Genomic DNA, 19,177 nt, shown 5'->3' with positions numbered 1-19,177 from the left:
CCGCCGCACTCTCGTGCGTGAGCTGATCCCCGAGCAGCTCTGGAGCTTCGAGCAGCTGCAGGGGGTGTTTTACGTGGCCGTGCCGATCCGGATGACGGTGGCCCGCGTTCCGGGCGGCCTGATGCTCTACGCGCCTGTGGCCCCTACCGCTGAAGTGCGTCGCGAGCTTCGGGATCTGGAGCACCGCTTCGGGCCGGTTCTCAGCATCGTGTTGCCCACCGCCTCTGGCCTGGAGCACAAGTTGCCGGTGCCGGCCATGGCCCGCGCTTTCCCGGAGGCTCAGGTGTGGGTTACCCCCGGCCAGTGGAGTTTTCCGGTGCCGCTGCCCCTGGCCTGGTTGGGCTTTCCATCCCGCCGCACCAGGGTGCTTGGTGAGGATGGCTATCCCCATGGCGAGGCCCTGAGCTGGGTGTCGTTAGGGCCGATCGATCTGGGACTGGGCCGCTTTCAAGAGCTGGCCTGTCTGCATCAGGCCAGCGGGGCGTTGCTGCTCACCGATGCGCTTGTGGCGATCAATGCCACGCCGCCCATGCTGTTTGAGCTGGATCCCACGCCCCTGCTCTTCCACGCCCGCGATCGGGGCGATCAGCCCTTGGAGGATTCGCCGGCACTCCGCCTCAAGGGTTGGCAGCGCCTGGCGCTGTTCGCGTCGTATCTGCGGCCGGAGGCGCTGGCGGTGCCAAGCCTGCCCACGCTGTTGAGCCAGGCTCTCAAGCCAGGGTGCCGCAATCCCCGGAGCTATTTCGGTCTCTATCCCTTCCACTGGGCTCGCAATTCAGCCGAGGTGTTCCAGGAGCTGCAACCGCAGCCTGGGCAGTTGCGGGTAGCACCGGTACTGGAGCGACTGGTGTTCCCTCGCACCCAGGCGCTGATCGTGGCTTGGGTGCGGCGATTGGCTGCCTTGCAGGGACTGCGCTGGGTGGTGCCGGCCCACTACGACGCCCCAGTGCCCTGCAGCGAGGAGCAGCTACTGGTGCTTGCCGAGACCCTCGAACAGCGCGACTGGGCACCCAACGAGGGCAACTGGGCTTACCTGGCAGGAATCGATCGCGCCTTGCTGCGTTTGGGAGTGGTGCCGGAGCAGCCTCAGACCGAGTAGGCCGAGGCAGGGTCAGGGATCAGAGCTTCAGCTCACCCGGATCGGCATCCGCCTCGGGGAAGAGGGTGGCTTCCAGTTCCATGCGCTGCTCCATCTGGCGCAGGAAGTAGCCAGTCATCATCGCCGAGGCCAGCAGTCCGGCCAGGTGATCGCGGTTGGCCGTGATCTTGACGTCAAAGTGCTCGCCGGGCAGCACACCGAGCAGGCCTTGCACGTTGTGGCGAATGATGTCCTGGATGTCAGTGCTGGCGGAGCGCGCTACCCGCTGCAGAACATCCGGAGATTGTTCCTGAAGGTATTGAATCAGCGAGTTGGCGCTGATCGGTTCGCTATCACTCGTCAGGAACTCCGGGTTAAACATTCCGGTGTGCTCCGCGTCACGCCAGCACCCTACCCCAGCTCTCCGTCTGGCTCGAGACGGTTGAGGTCGGAGAACCGAATCGCGCCGAAGCGATTCAAGGGCCAGTAGCGGAACAGCGCCGTACCGATCACCTCCTGGCGCGGTAATGGTCCCCAGATGTGCGAATCGAGGCTGGCATTGCGGTTGTCGCCCAGTACCAGCAGTTCTCCTTCCCGCACTGTGATGGGGCCGAAGCTGTAGTCGATCGGCTCCTGCCGCCAGGGCTCCGCCACCGCGGCGCCGTTGAGGAACAGCTCACCGCCGCGCACTTCCACGGCATCGCCCGGCTGGCCCACCACCCGTTTGATCAAGGCGGCTTTGGGGTCGTAGCCCGCCTCCACCAGCACGGGCGGCGCGTGGAACACCACGATCGTGCCGTTGGGAAGGGGATGCTGCAGGCGCGGGCGGAGCTTTTCCACCAGGATCCGGTCCTGTAATTGCAGGGTGGGCAACATCGAACCGGAGGGAATCCAGCGCGGTTCGATCACGAGCCAGCGCAGCAGCAGCGCCACCGCCAGCCACAGAACCAGTGATCGGCAACCCTTCAGCAGCGAGCCCGCTGAAGGAGCTGGTTCGCTTGGAGAGGGGCCGCTTGTCATCGCCGCTTCGGTGAGCATGATCGCCACATCCTGAACAACAGCACCACGGGTGCCCGCTCCCCCAGCCCATCCCTGCTCCCCCGCCGCCAATCTGCAGGCCGCCATTGCGCTACTCGCGGCGTTGCAAGCTCTGGGTCTGCGGCGCTTGGTGCTCTGCCCCGGCAGCCGTTCGGCACCGCTGGCTGTGGCCGCAGGCGTATTGGAGCACTGCGGGCTGAAGCTCTACACGTCCATTGATGAGCGCTCAGCGGGGTTTCTTGCCTTGGGGCTGGGGCGAGCTGATGGAGTGCCAGTCGCGGTGGTGACCACCTCCGGCAGTGCCGTGGCCAACCTGCTGCCGGCCGTGGTGGAAGCCGACCACGGTGCCGTGCCCCTGCTCCTGCTCACCGCGGATCGCCCGGCTCGGCTGAAAGGCTGCGGCGCCAACCAAACGGTGAATCAGGAGGCGTTTCTGGCCCCCAGCTGCCGCTGGTTTGGTGCGGGGGATCCCAGGGGGCTGGCAGCGATGCCGCCGGCGGCCATGGCTGCCCTCGCCCAGCGGGCCTGGGCGGCTTCCCTGGGGATGCCGGTGGGTCCGGTGCATCTCAATCTCCCCTTTGAAGAGCCTCTGCACGCCAGCGCCTCAGACATCGAAGCGTTGCTGGCTCAACCTGCCGCTGCGGCGGTTCAGCCCAATGCCGCCCCAGCCGCGCTGCAGGTGGCGGCACCGCCAGCCCAGGCCGGATCGCTGCTCGATCCGGATCGCCCTGGCGTGGTCGTGGCAGGGCCTTGGCGGGCACCCGCAGCTCAGCTGCAGCCCTTTGCCGAGGCTTTGGTGCGCTGGCAGCAGCGCAGCGGTTGGCCGGTGCTGGCCGATGGCCTCTCGGGGCTGCGCGGATGGCCCGGCTTGCAGGTGGTGCAGGGTTACGACCTCTTGCTGGCGGACGGCCATGGTTTTCCCGCTGCAGCGCAGCTGCTGCGTCTGGGCTCGATGCCGGCCAGTCGGCGCCTGCAGCAGTGGATCACCGCCAGCGCGGGCTTGCAGCTGTTGATCAGCGAGGGCGAGCCCCGCAATCTCGATGCCACAGGCACCGCCAGCCTGCAGTTCTCGGGCGGTCTGGCTTCGTGGCTGGCGGCCCTGCCCGATCCCCTGGGATCCGGCCGTGTTCCCGCCTCCAATCAGGCCTGGTTGGAGCAGTGGGTGCAGGCCGATCAACGGCTCCAGCAGCACCTCGATCGGTGCTTGCTGGCAAAGGAGGCATCTGCCGTGTCGTCGACCCCATGCAGTGAACCCGCCCTGGCCCGAGCCCTCAGCCGCTGTTTGCCAGCCGGTGAGCTGCTGATGCTCGCCAACAGCAGTCCAGTCCGCGACTGGGAGAGCTTTGCGGCTGCTGATGCACCCCATCGCCCCGTGGTCGGTTTCCGCGGCGCCTCCGGCATTGATGGCACCCTTTCGATCGCGGCTGGCCTGGCTTTGGGCCATGGCCGGGCCACCCTGCTCTGCGGCGATCTGGCTCTGCTGCACGACGCCAACGGCTGGCTGTGGCGGGATCAGCTGGCGGCCTGTGGTGCTCGGCTCACCGTGGTTCTCGTCGACAATACCGGTGGCGGCATCTTCGAGCAGTTGCCGATTCGCACGGGGCCTCCGTTGGATTTCGAGCGTCTGTTCGCCATGCCGCAACGTCTTGATCACAGCGCCCTTGCTGCCGGCTACGGCGTGGAGGCCCGCTCAATCGAGGCCCTGGATCAACTGGCCGATGGCTTGGCCTGGGCTGCTCGGCAGCCGATGGCGCTGTTGCATGTGCGTACCGACCGACGCGGTGATGCGGCCCTGCGGCAGCAGTGCCGCCGCACAATGGCCACCATCCACCAGGGGTTTGATGGCGGCAACACCCTCAGCTGAGTCGGGGATCGCGTGGCAGCCCCAGGGGTCCTACAGCGACATCCTGTTTGATCTGAGTGATGCGGGCATCGCCCGTATCACGATCAACCGCCCGCACAAACGCAACGCCTTCCGCCCTCAGACGGTGACAGAGCTGTTTGATGCGTTCTCACGCGTGCGCGACAACCCGCGCATCGGTGTGGTGCTGTTCACCGGTGCTGGCCCCGCCGCCGATGGCGGCTATGCCTTCTGCGCCGGCGGTGATCAGAGCGTGCGCGGCGATGGCGGCTACGTGGGAGACGACGGGCTGCCGCGGCTGAACGTGCTCGATTTGCAGCGTCTGATCCGCAGCCTGCCCAAGGTGGTGATCGCTCTGGTGGCCGGCTACGCCATCGGCGGTGGCCAGGTACTGCATCTGCTCTGTGATCTGAGCCTGGCGGCGGAGAACGCCATGTTCGGTCAGACCGGTCCCAAGGTGGGCAGCTTCGATGGCGGCTTCGGCGCCGGTTATCTGGCGCGGCTGGTGGGTCAGCGCAAGGCTCGTGAGATCTGGTTTCTCTGCCGGCAGTACGGCGCCGCTGAGGCCCTGGAGATGGGGCTGGTGAATGCGGTGGTGCCCTTGGAGCAGCTGGAGGCTGAAGGAGTGCGCTGGGCGCGGGAGGTGCTGCAGCACAGCCCTACCGCGATCCGCTGCCTGAAGGCGGCGTTCAACGCCGAAACCGATGGCATGGCCGGCATTCAGGAGCTGGCGGGCCAGGCCACGCATCTCTTTTATCGCACCGATGAGGGCCAGGAGGGCCGCAATGCCTTCCTCGAGAAACGGGCCCCGGATTTTTCCGATTCCCCTTGGCTGCCTTGACCCTTGGAATTGGCTAGCAGTTGGTGAGAGTGCCCGCCCTGCTGTGACAGCTCGTTGTTTGTCTCACCACCGTTGGTCCCGCTGGTGCCTTGCTGCGGTCGCCAGTGCCATGCCGCTGGCAGCCCCTGCGCTGGCTCGGCAGCCCGATCCGATCCCGCCGCCAGCGCCTGTGATCAGCGACGACGTTGCCCTCAGCCGCATTCCTTCCGATCTGATGGATGACGAGGGTCTGCAACTGGTGCTCGATCGCCGCACCCGCCAACTGATGGTGATCAAAGACGGCCGGCTGCTGCGCCGCTACCCGGCGGCTGTGGGTACCGACGGCTGGGAAACACCGGCCGGGCGCCATCAGGTGTTTGAAATGGTTGCCAATCCGATCTGGGAGCATCCCGGCAACGGCAAGCAGGTGGGGCCTGGCCCGAAAAATCCTCTCGGCTCCCGATGGATCGGCTTTTACCGCGACTGCACTCCCCGCTACAACGCCTGGGACGGTGAGCGCTACCTGAGCGTGGATGGCTGCAGCGTGGCCGGTTTCCATGGCACGCCACACCGCTGGACGGTGGGCCGTGCCGTGTCGCACGGATGCGTGCGCCTGTTTGAGGAAAACGTGCAGGAGGTGTTTGAGCTGGTGCAGCTGGGCACACCGGTGACGGTGCTGCCCTGAAACCACCCGTAGAGTTGCGCCCACTTTCAGCCGGATTCCCCATGCGGGTGCTGTTTGCTGCAGCCGAATGCGCCCCGATGGTGAAGGTGGGGGGCATGGGTGATGTGGTGGGATCCTTGCCGCCGGCCCTGGCTCCCCTCGGCCATGACGTGCGCCTGATCATGCCCGGCTATGGCCGGCTCTGGAGTCAGCTCGACATCCCGACCGAGCCCATCTGGCGCGGCCACACGATGGGCACCGATTTTGCGGTGTTCGAAACCCGTCACCCCGGCAACGGCCTGCCGCTCTATCTGGTGGGCCATCCGGTGTTTGACCCCGAGCGCATCTACGGCGGTGAAGACGAAGACTGGCGCTTCACTTTTTTCGCCAGCGCCACCGCTGAATTCGCCTGGAACCACTGGAAGCCCGACATCCTGCATTGCCATGACTGGCACACCGGGATGATTCCGGTATGGATGCATCAAGACCCTGAGATCAGCACAGTCTTCACCATCCACAACCTCAAATACCAGGGCCCCTGGCGCTGGAAGCTCGACCGCATGACCTGGTGCCCCTGGTACATGCAGGGCGATCACACCATGGCAGCGGCCCTGCTGTACGCCGATCGGGTGAATGCGGTGTCACCCACCTACGCCCAGGAGATCCGCACGTCCGAGTACGGCGAGCAGCTGGAGGGATTGCTGAATTTCATCAGCGGCAAGCTGCGCGGCATTCTCAACGGCATTGATCAGGCGGCCTGGAATCCCGCCACCGATGCCACCCTGCCGGCCACCTTCAGCGTGAACGATCTGAGCGGTAAGGCCGAGTGCAAGCGAGTGCTGCAGGAGCGCATGGGCCTGGCCGTGAATCCCGACACCTATTTGATGGGTTTGGTGAGCCGGCTGGTGGATCAGAAGGGCGTGGATCTGTTGCTGCAGGTCGCCGATCGGGTGCTCGCCTACTCCGACACGCAGTTCGTGGTGCTCGGCACCGGCGATCGGCACATTGAGTCGGGTCTGTGGCAGATGGCGGCGCGCCATCCGGGCCGTTTCGCTGTGTTCCTCACCTACGACGACGCCCTCTCGCGCCTGATCTACGCCGGTAGCGATGCCTTCTTGATGCCCAGTCGTTTTGAGCCCTGCGGCATCAGCCAGCTGCTGGCAATGCGTTACGGCTCCATTCCGGTGGTGCGCCGCGTGGGCGGTCTCGTGGACACGGTGCCTCCGCATGTGCCCAACGACCACACCGGCACGGGCTTCTGCTTCGATCGCTACGACCCGCTCGACTTTTACACCTCGATCGTGCGCTCCTGGGAGGCGTACCGCCATGGCGAGAGCTGGCGGGAGCTGCAACGGCGTGCCATGACCGCCGACTACAGCTGGGATCGCTCGGCCCTCGAGTACGACCGCATGTACAAAGAGGTGAAGGGCGTGAAGGAACCCACCCCCGATGCCGAGGCGGTGGAGCAGTTCTCGCGCGGTCAAGGCGCTGACCCCAGCCTCAAGGGAGGCGAGCAGCCTCCCCGCGATGAAGCTGCTGCGGCCCCTGCCGGCAGTGGCGGTTTGCGCAATCCCCTCTCCCTGCTGCGCCGCCGCAGCGGCGGCTGATCATCTGGGATGGCCCTGCCGCCGCCCCAGGAATCAGCGCCGGAGAGATCGTCCCGCGATCTGCCGGCCACCTACCGCAACCCCTGGCAAAGCCTCGGCGAAAACCTCCAGGCCGTTGTGGCCGATACCGGTTTGCGTGGCCGCGAGTTTTGGCGGCGTAATGCTCAGGGAATGCTCTGGCGGCCCAGCTGGTGGCCTGCGGATCTTGCGCCGCTGTTCTGGCCGCTGTTGCTGGCCTTAGCTACGGCCCTGCTAGTTGCCTTGATCAGCGTCGGTTGGATGGCCTTGCGACTTCGCTCCGGCGTTGCCCCGCTCGAGAGCTCCAACCTGCCGATCAGTGCTTCCGCTGAGGTGGCGACGTCGCTCCAACCGCCAGGTGAGCCGTTGCCGCAAGCTCCGTCTCTATCGGTGCCGGGAGACTCCGCACCCGGTGAAATCACTGCGGCACCTGCGACAACAGATCCGGAACCCTCCGTTGCCGAGCAAGAGCTTGAGCCGGACGCACCGGAGGCGGTGCTGCCGCCCGAACCGACGCCCGTTGCCCCCCTGGATGCACTGCTGCAGCGACCGCAGGCCGAGGGTCTGTTGGTCGGCGCCCGCGTGCTGCCCGATCAGGTGAGCCTGGTGCTGGAGGTCGCCCCTGGTTTTGCCAACCTTTCAACCGCCGAGCGTCAACGCCGTGCCGAGCAATGGCAGGAGTGGGCCACCGAGCTGGGTTACCACCATTTGGAGCTGCGCGATTCTCGCTCTGGCCTCTTGGCCCGGGACGCGCTGGTGGGCAGCGGCATGATCGTGCTCAGCGAGCAACCTCAGCCCTGATTTGATGCAGCTTGGTGACCTGATCGCCTGCTGGGGAGAACCTCAGGGGGGCGATTGTTCGCTCGATCCGGCAACACCCCTCGGAGCCATATGCACCGACAGCCGCCAGTTAGCCCCCGGCCAGTTGTTTGTTCCGCTGGTGGGTGAGCGCTTTGATGGGCACGCCTTTTTGCCTCAGTCCGCCGCGATCGGCGCCCAGGCTGCGGTGGTCCAGCGTGAGCGTGCCGCCGATGTGCCATCCGGATTGCTCCATTGGCTCGTGGATGACACCCTCGATGCCTACCAGCAGTTGGCGATGCTGCACCGCCGCTCGTTGAAGGCTCCGGTGGTGGCGGTGACCGGATCCGCCGGGAAAACAACCACCCGTGAACTGATCCGTGCGGCGCTGGCACCCCTGGGGCCAGTGGTGGCCAGCAGCGGAAACGAGAACAATGACATCGGCGTGCCGCTCACGCTGCTGCGCGCCGGCGCCGAGCAGCGGGCCGTGGTGGTGGAGATGGGCATGCGCGGACTGGGAGAGATCGATCGCCTCAGCCACTGCGCCGAACCCGATGTTGCGGTGATCACCAACATCGGCACGGCTCACATCGGCCGGCTCGGCAGCCGCGAGGCGATCGCTTCCGCCAAGTGTGAGATCACCAGCCGGCTCAGGTCCGATGGCCTGCTGGTGATCCCTGCCGGGGATCCTTTGCTCGAGGCCGCCTTGACGCCGGTTTGGTGCGGCCGGGTCTGCCGCGTGGCCCTGAGTGATGAGCCAGCCGCCGAGCAGGCCGATCTGATCGGGGTTCTGGATCCGGCTGGTACGCAACTGCATGTCGAGGGTCAGTCGATTCAGCTCCCGCTGGCGGGGCGACACAATGCGCGCAATCTTCTGCTGGCGTTGGCTGTGGCGCGTGAGCTCGGGGTGCCTTTGGCTGCTTTGGGCCAGCTGCGGGTGGAGGTGCCGGGCGGCCGCAATCGCCGGATTGAACGCAGCGGACTCACGCTGCTGGATGAGACCTACAACGCCTCCCCGGAAGCGGTGTTTGCTGCTCTGGATCTGTTGGCAGCTCAGCCCGGCCGTCGCTTCGCTGTGCTCGGCACCATGCTCGAGCTCGGGGAGCAGAGCGTTGCCCTGCACCGCCGTGTTGCGGAGCACGCTGCATCCCTCGGATTGGACGGGTTGGTGGTGGTGAGCCAGGGCGCCGAAGCCGAAGCGATGGCCGCAGCGGCAGCATCGATGAGCCGCCTGGCGGTGGTGGCGCAGCCTGAACAGGCCGTGGAGCCGCTGGCCGCCTGGCTCCAGAGCGGTGATGTGCTGTTGCTCAAGGCCAGCCGCGGGGTGGCGTTGGAGCGGTTGATTCCGCTACTACCGAAGCAGATCTGAGCCGATCGGCCATGTTGTTCAACCTCCATCAACGCCTCCAGTCGCTGCGCATGGTGGCCAGCCTGGCCCAGTTCCTCAAGCAGCCCGACTCGCTCGAGAGCGTCTTTAAGGTGTCGGCCAGCCTGAAGAACAGCGCCCTCTCGGCGCAGATGTTCCGGCATCTGCTCGCCCAGCCGGCGATGGCAGGGCTTGTGGCTCAGCAGTGGCGTCCAGCGCCGATCGATCTGGAAGCGCTGGAGCAGCTGCCGGAAGGCAGCCTCGGGCACACCTATGCCCATCAGCTGCGCAGCCTTGGGCTCACGCCGGACAGCCTGATGGATCCCACTCCAATCACCAGCCCGCAGGACTATGTGACCCATCGCCTGCGCGAGACCCATGACATCGTGCATGTGCTCACCGGCTTCGGGGTGGATGGTGCTGGTGAACTGGGACTTCAGGCCTTCAATCTGGCGCAGAACCGTTCCCCTCTAGCGGTACTGCTGATCTTCGGCGGCATGCTGTCTGCCCTGCAGAACGATGAGCCGCTCGAACCGCTGCTCTCTGCCTTGGCGCGGGGCTTCGAGCTCGGTCTCCGGGCCGAGTGTGTGATCGGCCAGAAGCTGGAGGAGGGCTGGGAGCGTCCCCTGACCGACTGGCAGCGTCAGCTCAGGCTGGCCTAGGCGGGCGCCTGCCAGTTTTCTTTCACCAGCTGTTTGGCGCGCCCTAAGGCGAGGGCACCGCTGGCCACATCCTTGGTGAGGGTGGAGCCGGCGCCAACGGTCACGTTGGTGCCGAGGGTGATCGGTGCCACCAGCACGCTGTTGGCGCCGGTTTTGCTGCCGGCGCCGATCACGGTGCGGTGCTTGTTCACGCCGTCGTAATTGGCGGTGATCGTGCCAGCCCCCACGTTCACATCAGCGCCAAGCTCGGCATCACCGATGTAGCTGAGGTGATTCACCTTGCAGCCTGCGGCGAGGGTGCTCTTTTTGATCTCCACGAAGTTGCCGACCCGGCAGCCCTCTCCCAGTTCGGCGCCTGGGCGCAGCTGGGCAAAGGGGCCGATGGCGCAGCCACTGGCCACCACCGCTTCACGCACCACCGAGTAGACGATCTCCACCCCATCGCCAATGCGAGCGTTGTCGATCAGGCTGCCGGGCCCGATGCGGCAGCCATGGCCGATCATGCTGTTGCCGCGGAAATGGCACTGCGGTTCCACCACCACATCACGGCCGAAGCGGGTGCCATCGCTCAGGGTGCAGCTGGCGGGGTCCACGAAGGTCACCCCCTCGGCCATCCAGTGGCGCCGCAGCCGCTCCTGGATCACGGCTTCGCATTGGGAGAGCTGATAGCGATCGTTGATGCCGTTGATCTCATCGGCATCGGCCACTTCCACATGCATGGCCGGGCTGAGCATCGCCACCGTGTCGGTGAGATAGAGCTCGCCTTGATCGTTGTTGGTGTTCAGGGTGGGCAACACCGCCGCCAACTGCGTCCAGTTGAAGCAGTAGATGCCGGCATTGATCAGGTTGTTGGTGCGCTGGGCCTCGCTGCAGTCGCGGTGCTCCACGATCGCCGACACCTGCCCTTCACTATCGGCGAACACGCGGCCGTAGCCGGTCGGATCGCTCAGCCGGGCCGTGAGCAGGGTGACGGCGGCGCCGCTGCTGCGGTGGCGCTCCAGCAGGTTGGCGATCGTTTGTTCCCGCAGTAGCGGCACATCGCCGTTGAGCACCAACAGCTCCCCTTCGAAGTTGGCCAGCGGCTCCAACAGCTGCTGCACGGCGTGGCCGGTGCCGTTTTGCGGTTGTTGCAGCACAAACTCCAGGCCGGCTCGATGGGCCAGGGATTGCTCCACCCGCTCGGCCTGATGGCCCACGATCAGGATCTGCCGTTCAGGTGCTAGTCCGTTGCAGCTGGCCAGCACGCGCTCCACCAGGGTGGCGCCAGCCAGGGGCTGTAGCACCTTGGGTCGATCGCTCTTCATGCGGGTGCCCTTTCCGGCGGCCAACACGGCAACGGCGAGCATCAGCGGCGGAGCACAACTGGCCCGGAATCTACTGGTGGCGGCTTGTTCCCACACCCCAGCGGCGGCGCCAAGCGCCGGTGCCTTCCACCGTTCCGCTGGCCATGGCGTGGGCTTGGGCGAGTTGGCGTTGCCTGAGGATCTCGGCCCGTGTGGAGCTGCTGCTGGGATCGCGGTAGGGCTCGGCCGCATTGGTGCGCAGATGCTCCTGCTCCATCAGGCTCAGGGGCCGCAGTTGTGGATCGCCATCGAGCGCGCTGGGGCTGGCTGCCGTGCCACCGCTCCAGTCGCTGGTTTGTCTGAGCAGCCCTGATGGGGCAGCGATGCTGGCGAGCTGCAGACCCGCCAGGACGAGGGCGTTGCGGATGGCGGCGGCACTGCAGTAGGTGAGCAAGCGACCCTGCGGCTGCAGCAGGTCCCCCAGACCACTCAGAAATTCCAGGGTCCAGAGCTGCGGGCAGCGGCTGGGGGAGAAGGCATCCATCAGCACCAGATCCAGCTGGCCGCGCTGGCTGACGAGCAGCTCGCTCAGGCGGCTGCGGGCATCGCCCCAAAGCATCCGCTCCGAGCTGCACAGCTCGGCCAGCTGGTCTGTGGTTCCCCTGTCCCATTGGCTGCAAAACCCGGGATCTGCCAGGGCTAGTCGCAGGGGTTCAGGGTCCAGCTCCAGCCCCCACCACTTGAGTTCAAGGCCTCGGTCCTTGCAGGCCTCGAGTAGTGCGGCTGTGTTGCAGCCGGTGCCTACACACACATCCAGCGCGCGCAGTGTGCTGCCCGCCGTCCAGCGATCAAGCCCAGCCGGGGCAATGAACTTGCTGTGGGCTTCCGCCAGCGCGCCGAGGCCGCTGTGAAACGCCTCCCCGAATTCGCTGCTGAACAGGCTGAAGCTGCCGTCGGCGGTGCGCCGTGGCTCAAGCCTGGAGGCGCTCGAGGTCATCCCAGAAGGTGGGGTACGACACGGCTGCTGCCTCAGGCCGATGCAGCTGGGTGCTGCCGCTGGCGATCTGGGCTGCCACCGCCAGGCTCATGGCTACGCGGTGATCGGTTTCGCTATCCACCTCGGCGCCGCGCAGCTGTACACCGCCCTGGATCGTCATGCCGTCGGCGAATTCCTCAATCACGGCGCCCATCGCACCCAGCTGCCGTGCCATCACAGCCAGGCGATCGGTTTCCTTCACCCGCAGTTCTTCAGCACCGCTGACGCGGCTCACCCCGTCGGCGCAGCAGGCCGCTACCGCGAGCACTGGGATTTCATCCACCAGGCGCGGGATCAGCTCGGCGCCGATCTCAAAGGCCTGCAGAGGGCCGTGGGTGACGCGCAAATCTCCCACGGGTTCGCCGGCTACGTCGCGCTGGTTGAGCACCTCAATGCGGGCGCCCATCTGTTCGAGCACATCGAGGATGCCCGTTCGGCTGGGGTTCAGCCCCACGTTTTCCACGGTGAGGTCGGCGCCGGGGGTGATCGCTCCGGCCACCAGCCAGAAGGCCGCCGAGCTGATGTCGCCAGGTACCACCACCGCTTGACCCCGCAGGCTTGAGCCGGGTACCACCGTGACTTCCGTGTCCCCCGTGCCGCCCACGCTGAGCTCAGCCCCAAAGGCTCGCAGCATCCGCTCGCTGTGATCGCGGCTCTGCACCGGCTCGATCACGGTGCTGGGTCCTTCCGCGGTGAGAGCGGCTAGCAGGATCGCGCTCTTCACCTGGGCCGAGGCCACCGGGGTGTGGATCCTGGCGCCGTGGAGCTGACGGCCCTGGATCGCCAAGGGTGCCAGGTTGCCCCCGCTGCGCCCGGCAATTGTGGCGCCCATGTCTGCCAGCGGGCCACCCACGCGCTTCATGGGGCGGCGGCGCAGGGAATCGTCGCCGGTGAGCACGAAATGGCGCCCGGCTCGGCCCGCCAATAGGCCGAGCATCAGGCGCATTGTGGTGCCCGAGTTGCCGCAATCCAGTACGGACTCGGGCTCCTGAAAGCCATCGAGCCCCACCCCCTGCACCACCACAGGCTGGCCTGCCTCGATCGGCGACACCTCCACGCCCATCGCCCGCAGACAGGCGGCGGTGCTGAGCGGATCTTCCGCCGGCAGCAGGCCTTCGATCGTGGTGGTGCCTTCAGCGATGGCGCCGAAGAGCAGCGAGCGGTGCGAGATCGATTTGTCGCCCGGCACGCACACCGTGCCTTTGAGGCTGCGGCCTGCGGTGGTTCCCAGGGCGATGGGCATGGCTGTCGCGTTGAGTGCAGCGAGCGTAGGCATCACCCGAGCATCAGCCCGCCAGTGCCGCTGAGGCTCTCGCGGCAGCTGCGCAGGTCAAACAGCAGCTCTTCCAGGTTGAATTGCATCAGCTCCCGGTCCATAGCCCGCTGCAGCCTGCGGGCCATGGACCGCAACACGTGCTGCTCGGCCAAGTTCGGCTCCTCTGTTTCGCCGTCGATCAGCGTGATCTCGGCGCCCACTGCCGCCAGCACCTCAGAAACGGCAATCCTTGCCGGCTCCCGCTGCAGCCTGTAGCCCCCCAGTCGTCCGCGCCGGGCCTCCACAAGGCCAGCTCGGCGCAGCTGCAGCAAGAGCTGCTCGAGCATCGGGGCTGGCAGATCCTGGGCTGCCGCGATCTCATTCACCGATCGCCATTGCTGCGGCGCTTCGGCCAGCTCCAGCAGAGCCTGAAGCGCCTGCTGTCCGCTGCGGCGCAGCAGTCTCATCCCCGCTGGGCGAGCCGCTCCAGCACCTGCTCGAGCGCGTAGCCAAACAGGGCCGGATCCGGATCGCGCTGGCCCACATCCGCCAGGCCTAGCTCAGCCCAGCGGGCATCCAGGCGCGCTTCGAGTTCAGCCGGCCTGCTCAGCGGCTCACCCCAGGGGTGATTGCGCTCGGGGCCGAGCTTGGTGGTGGCATCGATCGCCAGCCGGCCGCCCAGGCCCAGCTGTTCGCTGGCGAAATCGAGCGTGTCGAAGGGTGTGTTCTCCACCACGATCAGATCGCGCTGTGGATCCACCAGGGCGCTGATGGCCCAGATCACCTGGCGCGGGTCGCGGATGTTGATCGCCTTGTCCACCACCACCACAAATTTGGTGTAAGTGAACTGAGGCAGAGCGGTCCAGAAGGCCATGGCGGCGCGTTTAGCCTGACCGGGGTACGCCTTGTCGATGGCGATCACGGCCAGCTTGTAGCTGAGGCCCTCCATCGGCAGGAAGAAATCCACGATCTCGGGGATCTGCTGCCGCAGGATCGGGGTGTAGATGCGGTTGAGGGCGATGGCGAGCATCGCGTCTTCCTTGGGCGGCCTGCCGCTGAAGGTGGTGAAGTAGATCGGGTTGCGGCGCTGGGTGACGCACTGGATCCTCACCAGTGGTGACTCCTCCACACCGCCGTAGAAGCCCATGTGATCGCCGAAGGGGCCATCGGCCAGCTCTTCGCCCGGGGTGATCGTTCCTTCTAGCACCACTTCGCTGTGGCTGGGCACCTCCAGGTTCACGGTTTTGCACTTGGCCAGGCGCACGCCTTCGCCGGCGTAGAGCCCGGCGAACAGCCATTCGCTCAGCTGCACGGGGATCGGCGTGGCCGCCGCCATCACCAGCAGCGGATGCACGCCGATGGCGATGGCGATCTCCAGCTTCTTGCCCATGGCCGCCGCTTTGCGCAGGTGCCGCGCGCCGCCGCGCACGCTCAGCCAGTGCACGGTCATCGTGTTGATCGACTGCTGCTGCAACCGGTACACCCCCACGTTGGGGGTGCCGGTTTCTGGGTCCTTGGTGATCACCAAGCCCAGGGTGAGGATGCGGCCGCCATCGCCGGGCCAGGGGCGCAGCAGCGGCAGGGCATCGAGGTTCACCGTGTCGCCCTTGAACACCTGCTGGCGGCAGGGGGGTGTGAGGTCGAGATCGGGGCGGGCCTTGAGCACATCCAGCAGCACCGATCCGAAGCGCACCGCTTCGCGGGCTCCTTTGGGCGGGCGCGGCTGCTGAAGCAGTGCCAGTCGCTCACCTAGGGCTTCAAGTTCCTCGGGCCGCTCCATGCCCATGCTCCAGAGCACCCGCTCCTGGGTGCCCATCAAGTTGATCGCCACCGGCATCGACGAGCCGATCACGTTCTCGAACAGCAGGGCCGGACCGCCGCAGCTCAGCACCCGATCGGCGATGGCGGCCAATTCCAGATCGGGATCCACCGGTGCTGTGATGCGGCGCAGCTGGCTTCGCTCCTCCAGCAGTTTGAGGAACCCGCGTAGGTCGCGCTGCGAACCCATCAGCCTCAATCCACTGCCATGCGGTGCTTACTGTGACGCACCCCACCCGCCGCTGTGGCCGTGCAGATCTCCTACTTCCATACCTCTGAGTGCGTGCCGGCGATGCTGCCCGTGGCCGAGGGCGGCCCCGACGCGGCGGTGGTGATCGATGTGCTGCGCGCCACCACCACCATTGCCTGGTCGCTGCAGAACGGAGCGGAGGCGATTCAGGCCTTTGCGGATCTGGGGGAACTGGATCGCACCGCGGCGGCCTGGCCGCAGGAACGTCGTCTGCGCGCCGGTGAACGCGGCGGCAAGCGGGTGGATGGCTACGACCTGGGCAATTCACCCTTGGCTGTCACGCCGGATCTGGTGGGCGGTAAGCGCATCTTTATGAGCACCACCAACGGCACCCGCTCGCTGGAGGCTGTGATGGCGGTGCCCCTGCTGGTGACGGCCTGCCTGCCGAATCGCACCGCCGTGGCCCGCCGACTGATCGAGCGCGAATGCCAGCGGGTGTGGATCGTGGGCAGCGGCTGGGAGGGCGACTATTCGCTTGAAGACAGTTTGGCGGCGGGCGCAGTGGTGTCTGCCGCGCTGGAGCTGGCGGTGTCGCCCCATGTGGGCGTGCGCTGTGCCAACGACGAGGCTCTCGCTGCCCTGGCTCTCTGGCAGCAGTGGCACACTGATACCGAAACCTGTCTGCGCGCCGCGAGCCATGGCCAGCGCCTGATCGGTATCGGCAACCACGACGCCGACTTCGCCTGCTGCGCCTCGGTGGACAACCTCACGATCGTGCCCACGCAGACCAGCCCCGGGGTACTGCAGGCCGCCTGAGGGCCCTTGCGGGGACCCTTACAGTGCCCGGGTCGGTAAAACGCAAGCGGTGACAAGCTTTCTGGCAGCAGCGATCCAGCTCACCAGCACCGCTGATCCCGACGCGAACTTCGCGGCCGCGGAGGAGCAGATCGATCTGGCGGCCCGCCGCGGCGCTGATCTTGTAGGGCTCCCCGAGAACTTCGCCTTTATGGGTGAAGATGACCATCGCCTCGAGATTGCCCCCGCGCTGGCTGATCGGGCTCAGCAGTTCTTGATCACCATGGCGCGCCGCTATCAGGTGACGCTGCTGGGCGGTGGATACCCCGTGCCGGCAGGCGAGCGGCTCACCAGTAACCGGGCTGAGCTGGTGGGCAAGGACGGTCAGATCCTGGCCCGCTACGACAAGATCCACCTCTTCGATGTGGATCTGCCGGACGGCAACACCTATCGGGAGTCGGCCACCGTGCAGCCCGGCGACCAGCTGCCGCCGGTGGTGGAGGTGCCTGGCCTCTGCCGCGTCGGGCTCTCCATCTGTTACGACGTGCGCTTCCCCGAGCTCTACCGCTACCTGGCCGGCGCCGGTGCCGATGTGCTGTTCATCCCGGCGGCGTTCACGGCCTTTACCGGTAAAGACCACTGGCAGGTGTTGCTCCAGGCCCGCGCTATCGAGAACACCGCCTACGTGCTCGCACCGGCTCAAACCGGTAACCACGGCGGCCGGCGCCAGACCCATGGCCATGCGCTGGTGATTGACCCCTGGGGCACGGTGCTGGCCGATGCGGGCAGTGGGCCTGGTCAAGCCGTGGCCCCGGTGGATGTGCAGCACCGCCAGCGCATTCAGGCCCAGATGCCGAGCCTCAAGCACCGGCGCCCAGCCTTGTTCTGAGTGGTGAGAGCGTCGTTCTCCTTCCGTCTGCGGTCTCGGCTTTCCAGGCTGGCCCTGGCGATGGCTGTGCCAGCGCTGTCGCTCTGCTCGGCCTTGCCGGCCTGGGCGGGCAGTGCCCTGGCCGCCTGGCGCATCAACCGCTCCGGTGCCCTGGAGTTGCGCACGCCTCCGGGCACCAGCATCGAGGCCTTCTTTGAAGAAGGTCGCGGTCTTGTGGGTCCGCGGCTGTGGCTCGATCTTCCCGGCGCCCCCTCCCGTAGCCGCAGCGTGCGCGGCAATGGCGCCATCCGAGAAGTGCGGGTGGGGCGCCCCAGCGACAACATCACCCGGCTGGTGGTGGAGTTCAGAGCTGGCACCAAGCTCGATCCCGCCCAGTTGCGTTTGGTGGGCACCAGTGCCGATCGCTGGCAGATGGAGCTGGGTTCTGGCGTCAGTGGCCTTGAGCCCATTGGTGAGGGCGATCTCGACGCCCCGTCCACACCCAGCTGGCGGGCACGGCCACCGTCGGCTGTGGTTCCTTCCGGGCCGATGCCTTCAGTGGAGGGGCTGCCGAGCGTGCCAGTGGGTCGTTACAAGGTGGTGATCGATCCCGGGCACGGCGGGCCTGATCCCGGAGCTGTGGGCATCAATGGCCTGCGGGAAACCGATGTGGTGCTGGATGTGAGCCTGCAGGTGGCTCAGATCCTTCAGGCCAAAGGCGTACAGGTGTTGCTCACTCGCACCTCGGAAGTGGATGTGGATCTGCCGCCGCGGGTGGCCCTGGCCAACAACAGCCGGGCCGACCTCTTCCTGAGCATCCACGCCAATGCGCTGAGCATGTCGCGCCCAGACGTGAACGGCATCGAAACCTTCTATTTCCAGGATGGTCCCTCCAGGCGGTTGGCGGAAGCCGTGCAGCAGCAGATGCTGCGGGTGTCGCCGGGCAGCCCTGACCGCGGTGCCCGCCCCGGCCGCTTCTTTGTGATCCGCCGCACCGTGATGCCCGCGGCGTTGGCCGAGATGGGTTTCGTCACGGGTCAGCTCGATTCGCCCCGTTTGGCTGATCCCGGCTTCCGCCGGCGGATGGCTGTGGCGATTGCCACGGGTTTACTCAATTATCTGGTCGCCAATCCATGAGCGACGCTCCCATCGGCATCTTTGATTCCGGCGTGGGTGGCTTAAGCGTCTGGCGGCAGGTGGTGCACCACTTGCCGGATGAATCGGTGATTTACCTTGCCGACCAAGCCCACGTGCCCTACGGCCAGCGTTCAGCTCAGGAGATCCGGGCCTACTGCAGCGCCATTGCGGCTGAGCTGATCGCCATGGGTTGCAAGGCGATCGTGGTGGCCTGCAACACGGCTTCCGCCGTCGCGCTGGAGTCGTTGCGGCAGGCCTACCCGCAACTGCCGATCGTGGGGCTGGAGCCGGCGGTGAAGCCGGCGGTGGAGCTCACCCGCTCCCGAGTGGTGGGGGTGATGGCGACTCCCGCCACCTTTCAAGGGGAGCTCTACCGCGCCACGGTGGGCCGATGGGCCGGCGATGTAACGGTGGTGGAGCAGGTGTGCATCGGCCTGGCGGATCTGGTGGAGATGGGCGAGCTCGAAGGTGAGCGCTGCGATGCGCTCCTACGCAGTTTTCTCAACCCCATGCTTGCGGCCGGTGCCGACACGATCGTGCTCGGCTGCACGCATTACCCGTTTGTGATCGAGGCGATTCGCAGGCTTGTGGGACCTGCCTTTGCGGTGCTGGATCCTGCGCCAGCCGTGGCGCGCCATCTAGGGGAGCTGCTCGCCGCTGCTGGTTTGCTGAGCGGCGGCTCTTGCCGCAGTGAGCACCAGTTCTTGACCAGCGCCGATCCCCAGGCCTTTGATCACGCCGTGGCCCGGCTGGTGGGCGCGCGCTGCCTTAGCCGGTCCGTCACCTGGCGAGAGGGACAGCTCCACCGCGGCTGAGCCAGCGCCAGCCATGGTGGGCCTTCTAGGATCGGCGCACCGCAGGGGGTCATGGCCACGGTTGCAGA

Annotated in this window: 19 protein-coding genes; 12 read left to right on the top strand and 7 right to left on the bottom strand. The window is 66.6% G+C overall.

All coding sequences use genetic code 11. The features are described 5' to 3' along the window. Nucleotides 1–1,099, top strand: a 1,099-nt coding sequence (locus ACIQ2E_RS02880; protein ID WP_398325894.1) for a DUF4336 domain-containing protein, incomplete at its 5' end; no start/stop codon positions are given. 19 nt (nucleotides 1,100–1,118) lie between these two features. Here the strand turns inward: ACIQ2E_RS02880 and ACIQ2E_RS02875 are convergent. Together ACIQ2E_RS02875 and lepB are read right to left on the bottom strand one after the other, a co-directional pair. Beyond that, the gene (locus ACIQ2E_RS02875; RefSeq protein ID WP_398325891.1) at nucleotides 1,119–1,460 is read right to left on the bottom strand and encodes a DUF760 domain-containing protein; all 342 of its coding nucleotides are present in this window, start codon (nucleotides 1,458–1,460) and stop codon (nucleotides 1,119–1,121) included. Between the two features lie 29 nt (nucleotides 1,461–1,489). Beyond that, on the bottom strand, nucleotides 1,490–2,098 hold the full coding sequence (gene lepB, locus ACIQ2E_RS02870) for a signal peptidase I (RefSeq protein WP_398325888.1): 609 nt from the start codon (nucleotides 2,096–2,098) through the stop codon (nucleotides 1,490–1,492). A gap of 49 nt (nucleotides 2,099–2,147) precedes the next feature. Here lepB and menD point away from each other — a divergent pair, with 49 nt between their 5' ends. The 7 genes from menD to ACIQ2E_RS02835 all read left to right on the top strand — a co-directional run bounded on the left by menD (nucleotide 2,148) and on the right by ACIQ2E_RS02835 (nucleotide 9,912). Further along, entirely contained in the window at nucleotides 2,148–3,980 is a 1,833-nt protein-coding gene (gene menD / locus ACIQ2E_RS02865; RefSeq protein WP_398325885.1) for a 2-succinyl-5-enolpyruvyl-6-hydroxy-3-cyclohexene-1-carboxylic-acid synthase, read from the top strand. Further along, entirely contained in the window at nucleotides 3,958–4,818 is an 861-nt protein-coding gene (gene menB, locus ACIQ2E_RS02860) for a 1,4-dihydroxy-2-naphthoyl-CoA synthase (protein WP_398325882.1), read from the top strand. The genes menD and menB overlap by 23 nt, the downstream gene beginning before the upstream one ends. Nucleotides 4,819–4,927: 109 nt before the next feature. After that, nucleotides 4,928–5,482 (top strand): L,D-transpeptidase, encoded by a 555-nt coding sequence (locus ACIQ2E_RS02855; protein WP_398325879.1) that lies wholly within the window; start codon nucleotides 4,928–4,930, stop codon nucleotides 5,480–5,482. Between the two features lie 41 nt (nucleotides 5,483–5,523). Further along, nucleotides 5,524–7,068, top strand: a complete 1,545-nt coding sequence (glgA, locus tag ACIQ2E_RS02850; protein ID WP_398325876.1) for a glycogen synthase GlgA — start codon at nucleotides 5,524–5,526, stop codon at nucleotides 7,066–7,068. 9 nt (nucleotides 7,069–7,077) lie between these two features. Next, entirely contained in the window at nucleotides 7,078–7,887 is an 810-nt protein-coding gene (locus ACIQ2E_RS02845; RefSeq protein ID WP_398325873.1) for a hypothetical protein, read from the top strand. Between the two features lie 4 nt (nucleotides 7,888–7,891). Next, a complete protein-coding gene (gene murF / locus ACIQ2E_RS02840; protein ID WP_398325870.1) occupies nucleotides 7,892–9,253 on the top strand; it encodes a UDP-N-acetylmuramoyl-tripeptide--D-alanyl-D-alanine ligase in 1,362 nt (453 codons plus the stop codon). 11 nt (nucleotides 9,254–9,264) lie between these two features. Continuing rightward, nucleotides 9,265–9,912 (top strand): Coq4 family protein, encoded by a 648-nt coding sequence (locus ACIQ2E_RS02835; protein ID WP_398325867.1) that lies wholly within the window; start codon nucleotides 9,265–9,267, stop codon nucleotides 9,910–9,912. Here ACIQ2E_RS02835 and glmU read toward each other — a convergent pair. Genes glmU through ACIQ2E_RS02810 form a run of 5 tightly spaced genes read right to left on the bottom strand, consistent with a single transcriptional unit; the run spans nucleotide 9,909 to nucleotide 15,494 of the window. After that, complete coding sequence (gene glmU, locus ACIQ2E_RS02830; protein WP_398325864.1) at nucleotides 9,909–11,258, bottom strand: bifunctional UDP-N-acetylglucosamine diphosphorylase/glucosamine-1-phosphate N-acetyltransferase GlmU; 1,350 nt, start codon at nucleotides 11,256–11,258, stop codon at nucleotides 9,909–9,911. The two genes, ACIQ2E_RS02835 and glmU, sit on opposite strands and share 4 nt — an antisense overlap. 28 nt (nucleotides 11,259–11,286) lie before the next feature. After that, entirely contained in the window at nucleotides 11,287–12,192 is a 906-nt protein-coding gene (locus ACIQ2E_RS02825) for an MnmC family methyltransferase (RefSeq protein ID WP_398325861.1), read from the bottom strand. Next, on the bottom strand, nucleotides 12,167–13,474 hold the full coding sequence (gene aroA, locus ACIQ2E_RS02820; RefSeq protein WP_398325858.1) for a 3-phosphoshikimate 1-carboxyvinyltransferase: 1,308 nt from the start codon (nucleotides 13,472–13,474) through the stop codon (nucleotides 12,167–12,169). Before aroA ends, ACIQ2E_RS02825 begins: the two co-directional genes overlap by 26 nt. Nucleotides 13,475–13,506: 32 nt before the next feature. Continuing rightward, a complete protein-coding gene (locus tag ACIQ2E_RS02815) occupies nucleotides 13,507–13,953 on the bottom strand; it encodes an Rrf2 family transcriptional regulator (RefSeq protein ID WP_398325855.1) in 447 nt (148 codons plus the stop codon). Continuing rightward, the gene (locus ACIQ2E_RS02810; protein WP_398325852.1) at nucleotides 13,950–15,494 is read right to left on the bottom strand and encodes a UbiD family decarboxylase; all 1,545 of its coding nucleotides are present in this window, start codon (nucleotides 15,492–15,494) and stop codon (nucleotides 13,950–13,952) included. Before ACIQ2E_RS02810 ends, ACIQ2E_RS02815 begins: the two co-directional genes overlap by 4 nt. A 60-nt stretch (nucleotides 15,495–15,554) precedes the next feature. Here ACIQ2E_RS02810 and ACIQ2E_RS02805 point away from each other — a divergent pair, with 60 nt between their 5' ends. Genes ACIQ2E_RS02805 through murI form a run of 4 tightly spaced genes read left to right on the top strand, consistent with a single transcriptional unit; the run spans nucleotide 15,555 to nucleotide 19,109 of the window. Then, nucleotides 15,555–16,310, top strand: coding sequence for a 2-phosphosulfolactate phosphatase family protein (locus ACIQ2E_RS02805; RefSeq protein ID WP_398325849.1), 756 nt, complete (start codon nucleotides 15,555–15,557; stop codon nucleotides 16,308–16,310). Between the two features lie 49 nt (nucleotides 16,311–16,359). After that, nucleotides 16,360–17,178, top strand: coding sequence for a carbon-nitrogen hydrolase family protein (locus tag ACIQ2E_RS02800; RefSeq protein WP_398325846.1), 819 nt, complete (start codon nucleotides 16,360–16,362; stop codon nucleotides 17,176–17,178). Between the two features lie 60 nt (nucleotides 17,179–17,238). Beyond that, the gene (locus ACIQ2E_RS02795) at nucleotides 17,239–18,294 is read left to right on the top strand and encodes an N-acetylmuramoyl-L-alanine amidase (protein WP_398325843.1); all 1,056 of its coding nucleotides are present in this window, start codon (nucleotides 17,239–17,241) and stop codon (nucleotides 18,292–18,294) included. Next, nucleotides 18,291–19,109: a glutamate racemase gene (gene murI, locus ACIQ2E_RS02790; protein ID WP_398325840.1), complete on the top strand. Its 819-nt coding sequence runs from the start codon at nucleotides 18,291–18,293 to the stop codon at nucleotides 19,107–19,109. Before ACIQ2E_RS02795 ends, murI begins: the two co-directional genes overlap by 4 nt. Nucleotides 19,110–19,177: the final 68 nt, after the last annotated feature.

This window comes from Vulcanococcus sp. (genome assembly GCF_044369115.1).
GTDB lineage: Bacteria > Cyanobacteriota > Cyanobacteriia > PCC-6307 > Cyanobiaceae > Vulcanococcus.
The sequence above is the reverse complement of the archived record's forward strand: the minus strand, read 5'-3'. Positions and strand labels throughout refer to the sequence as shown.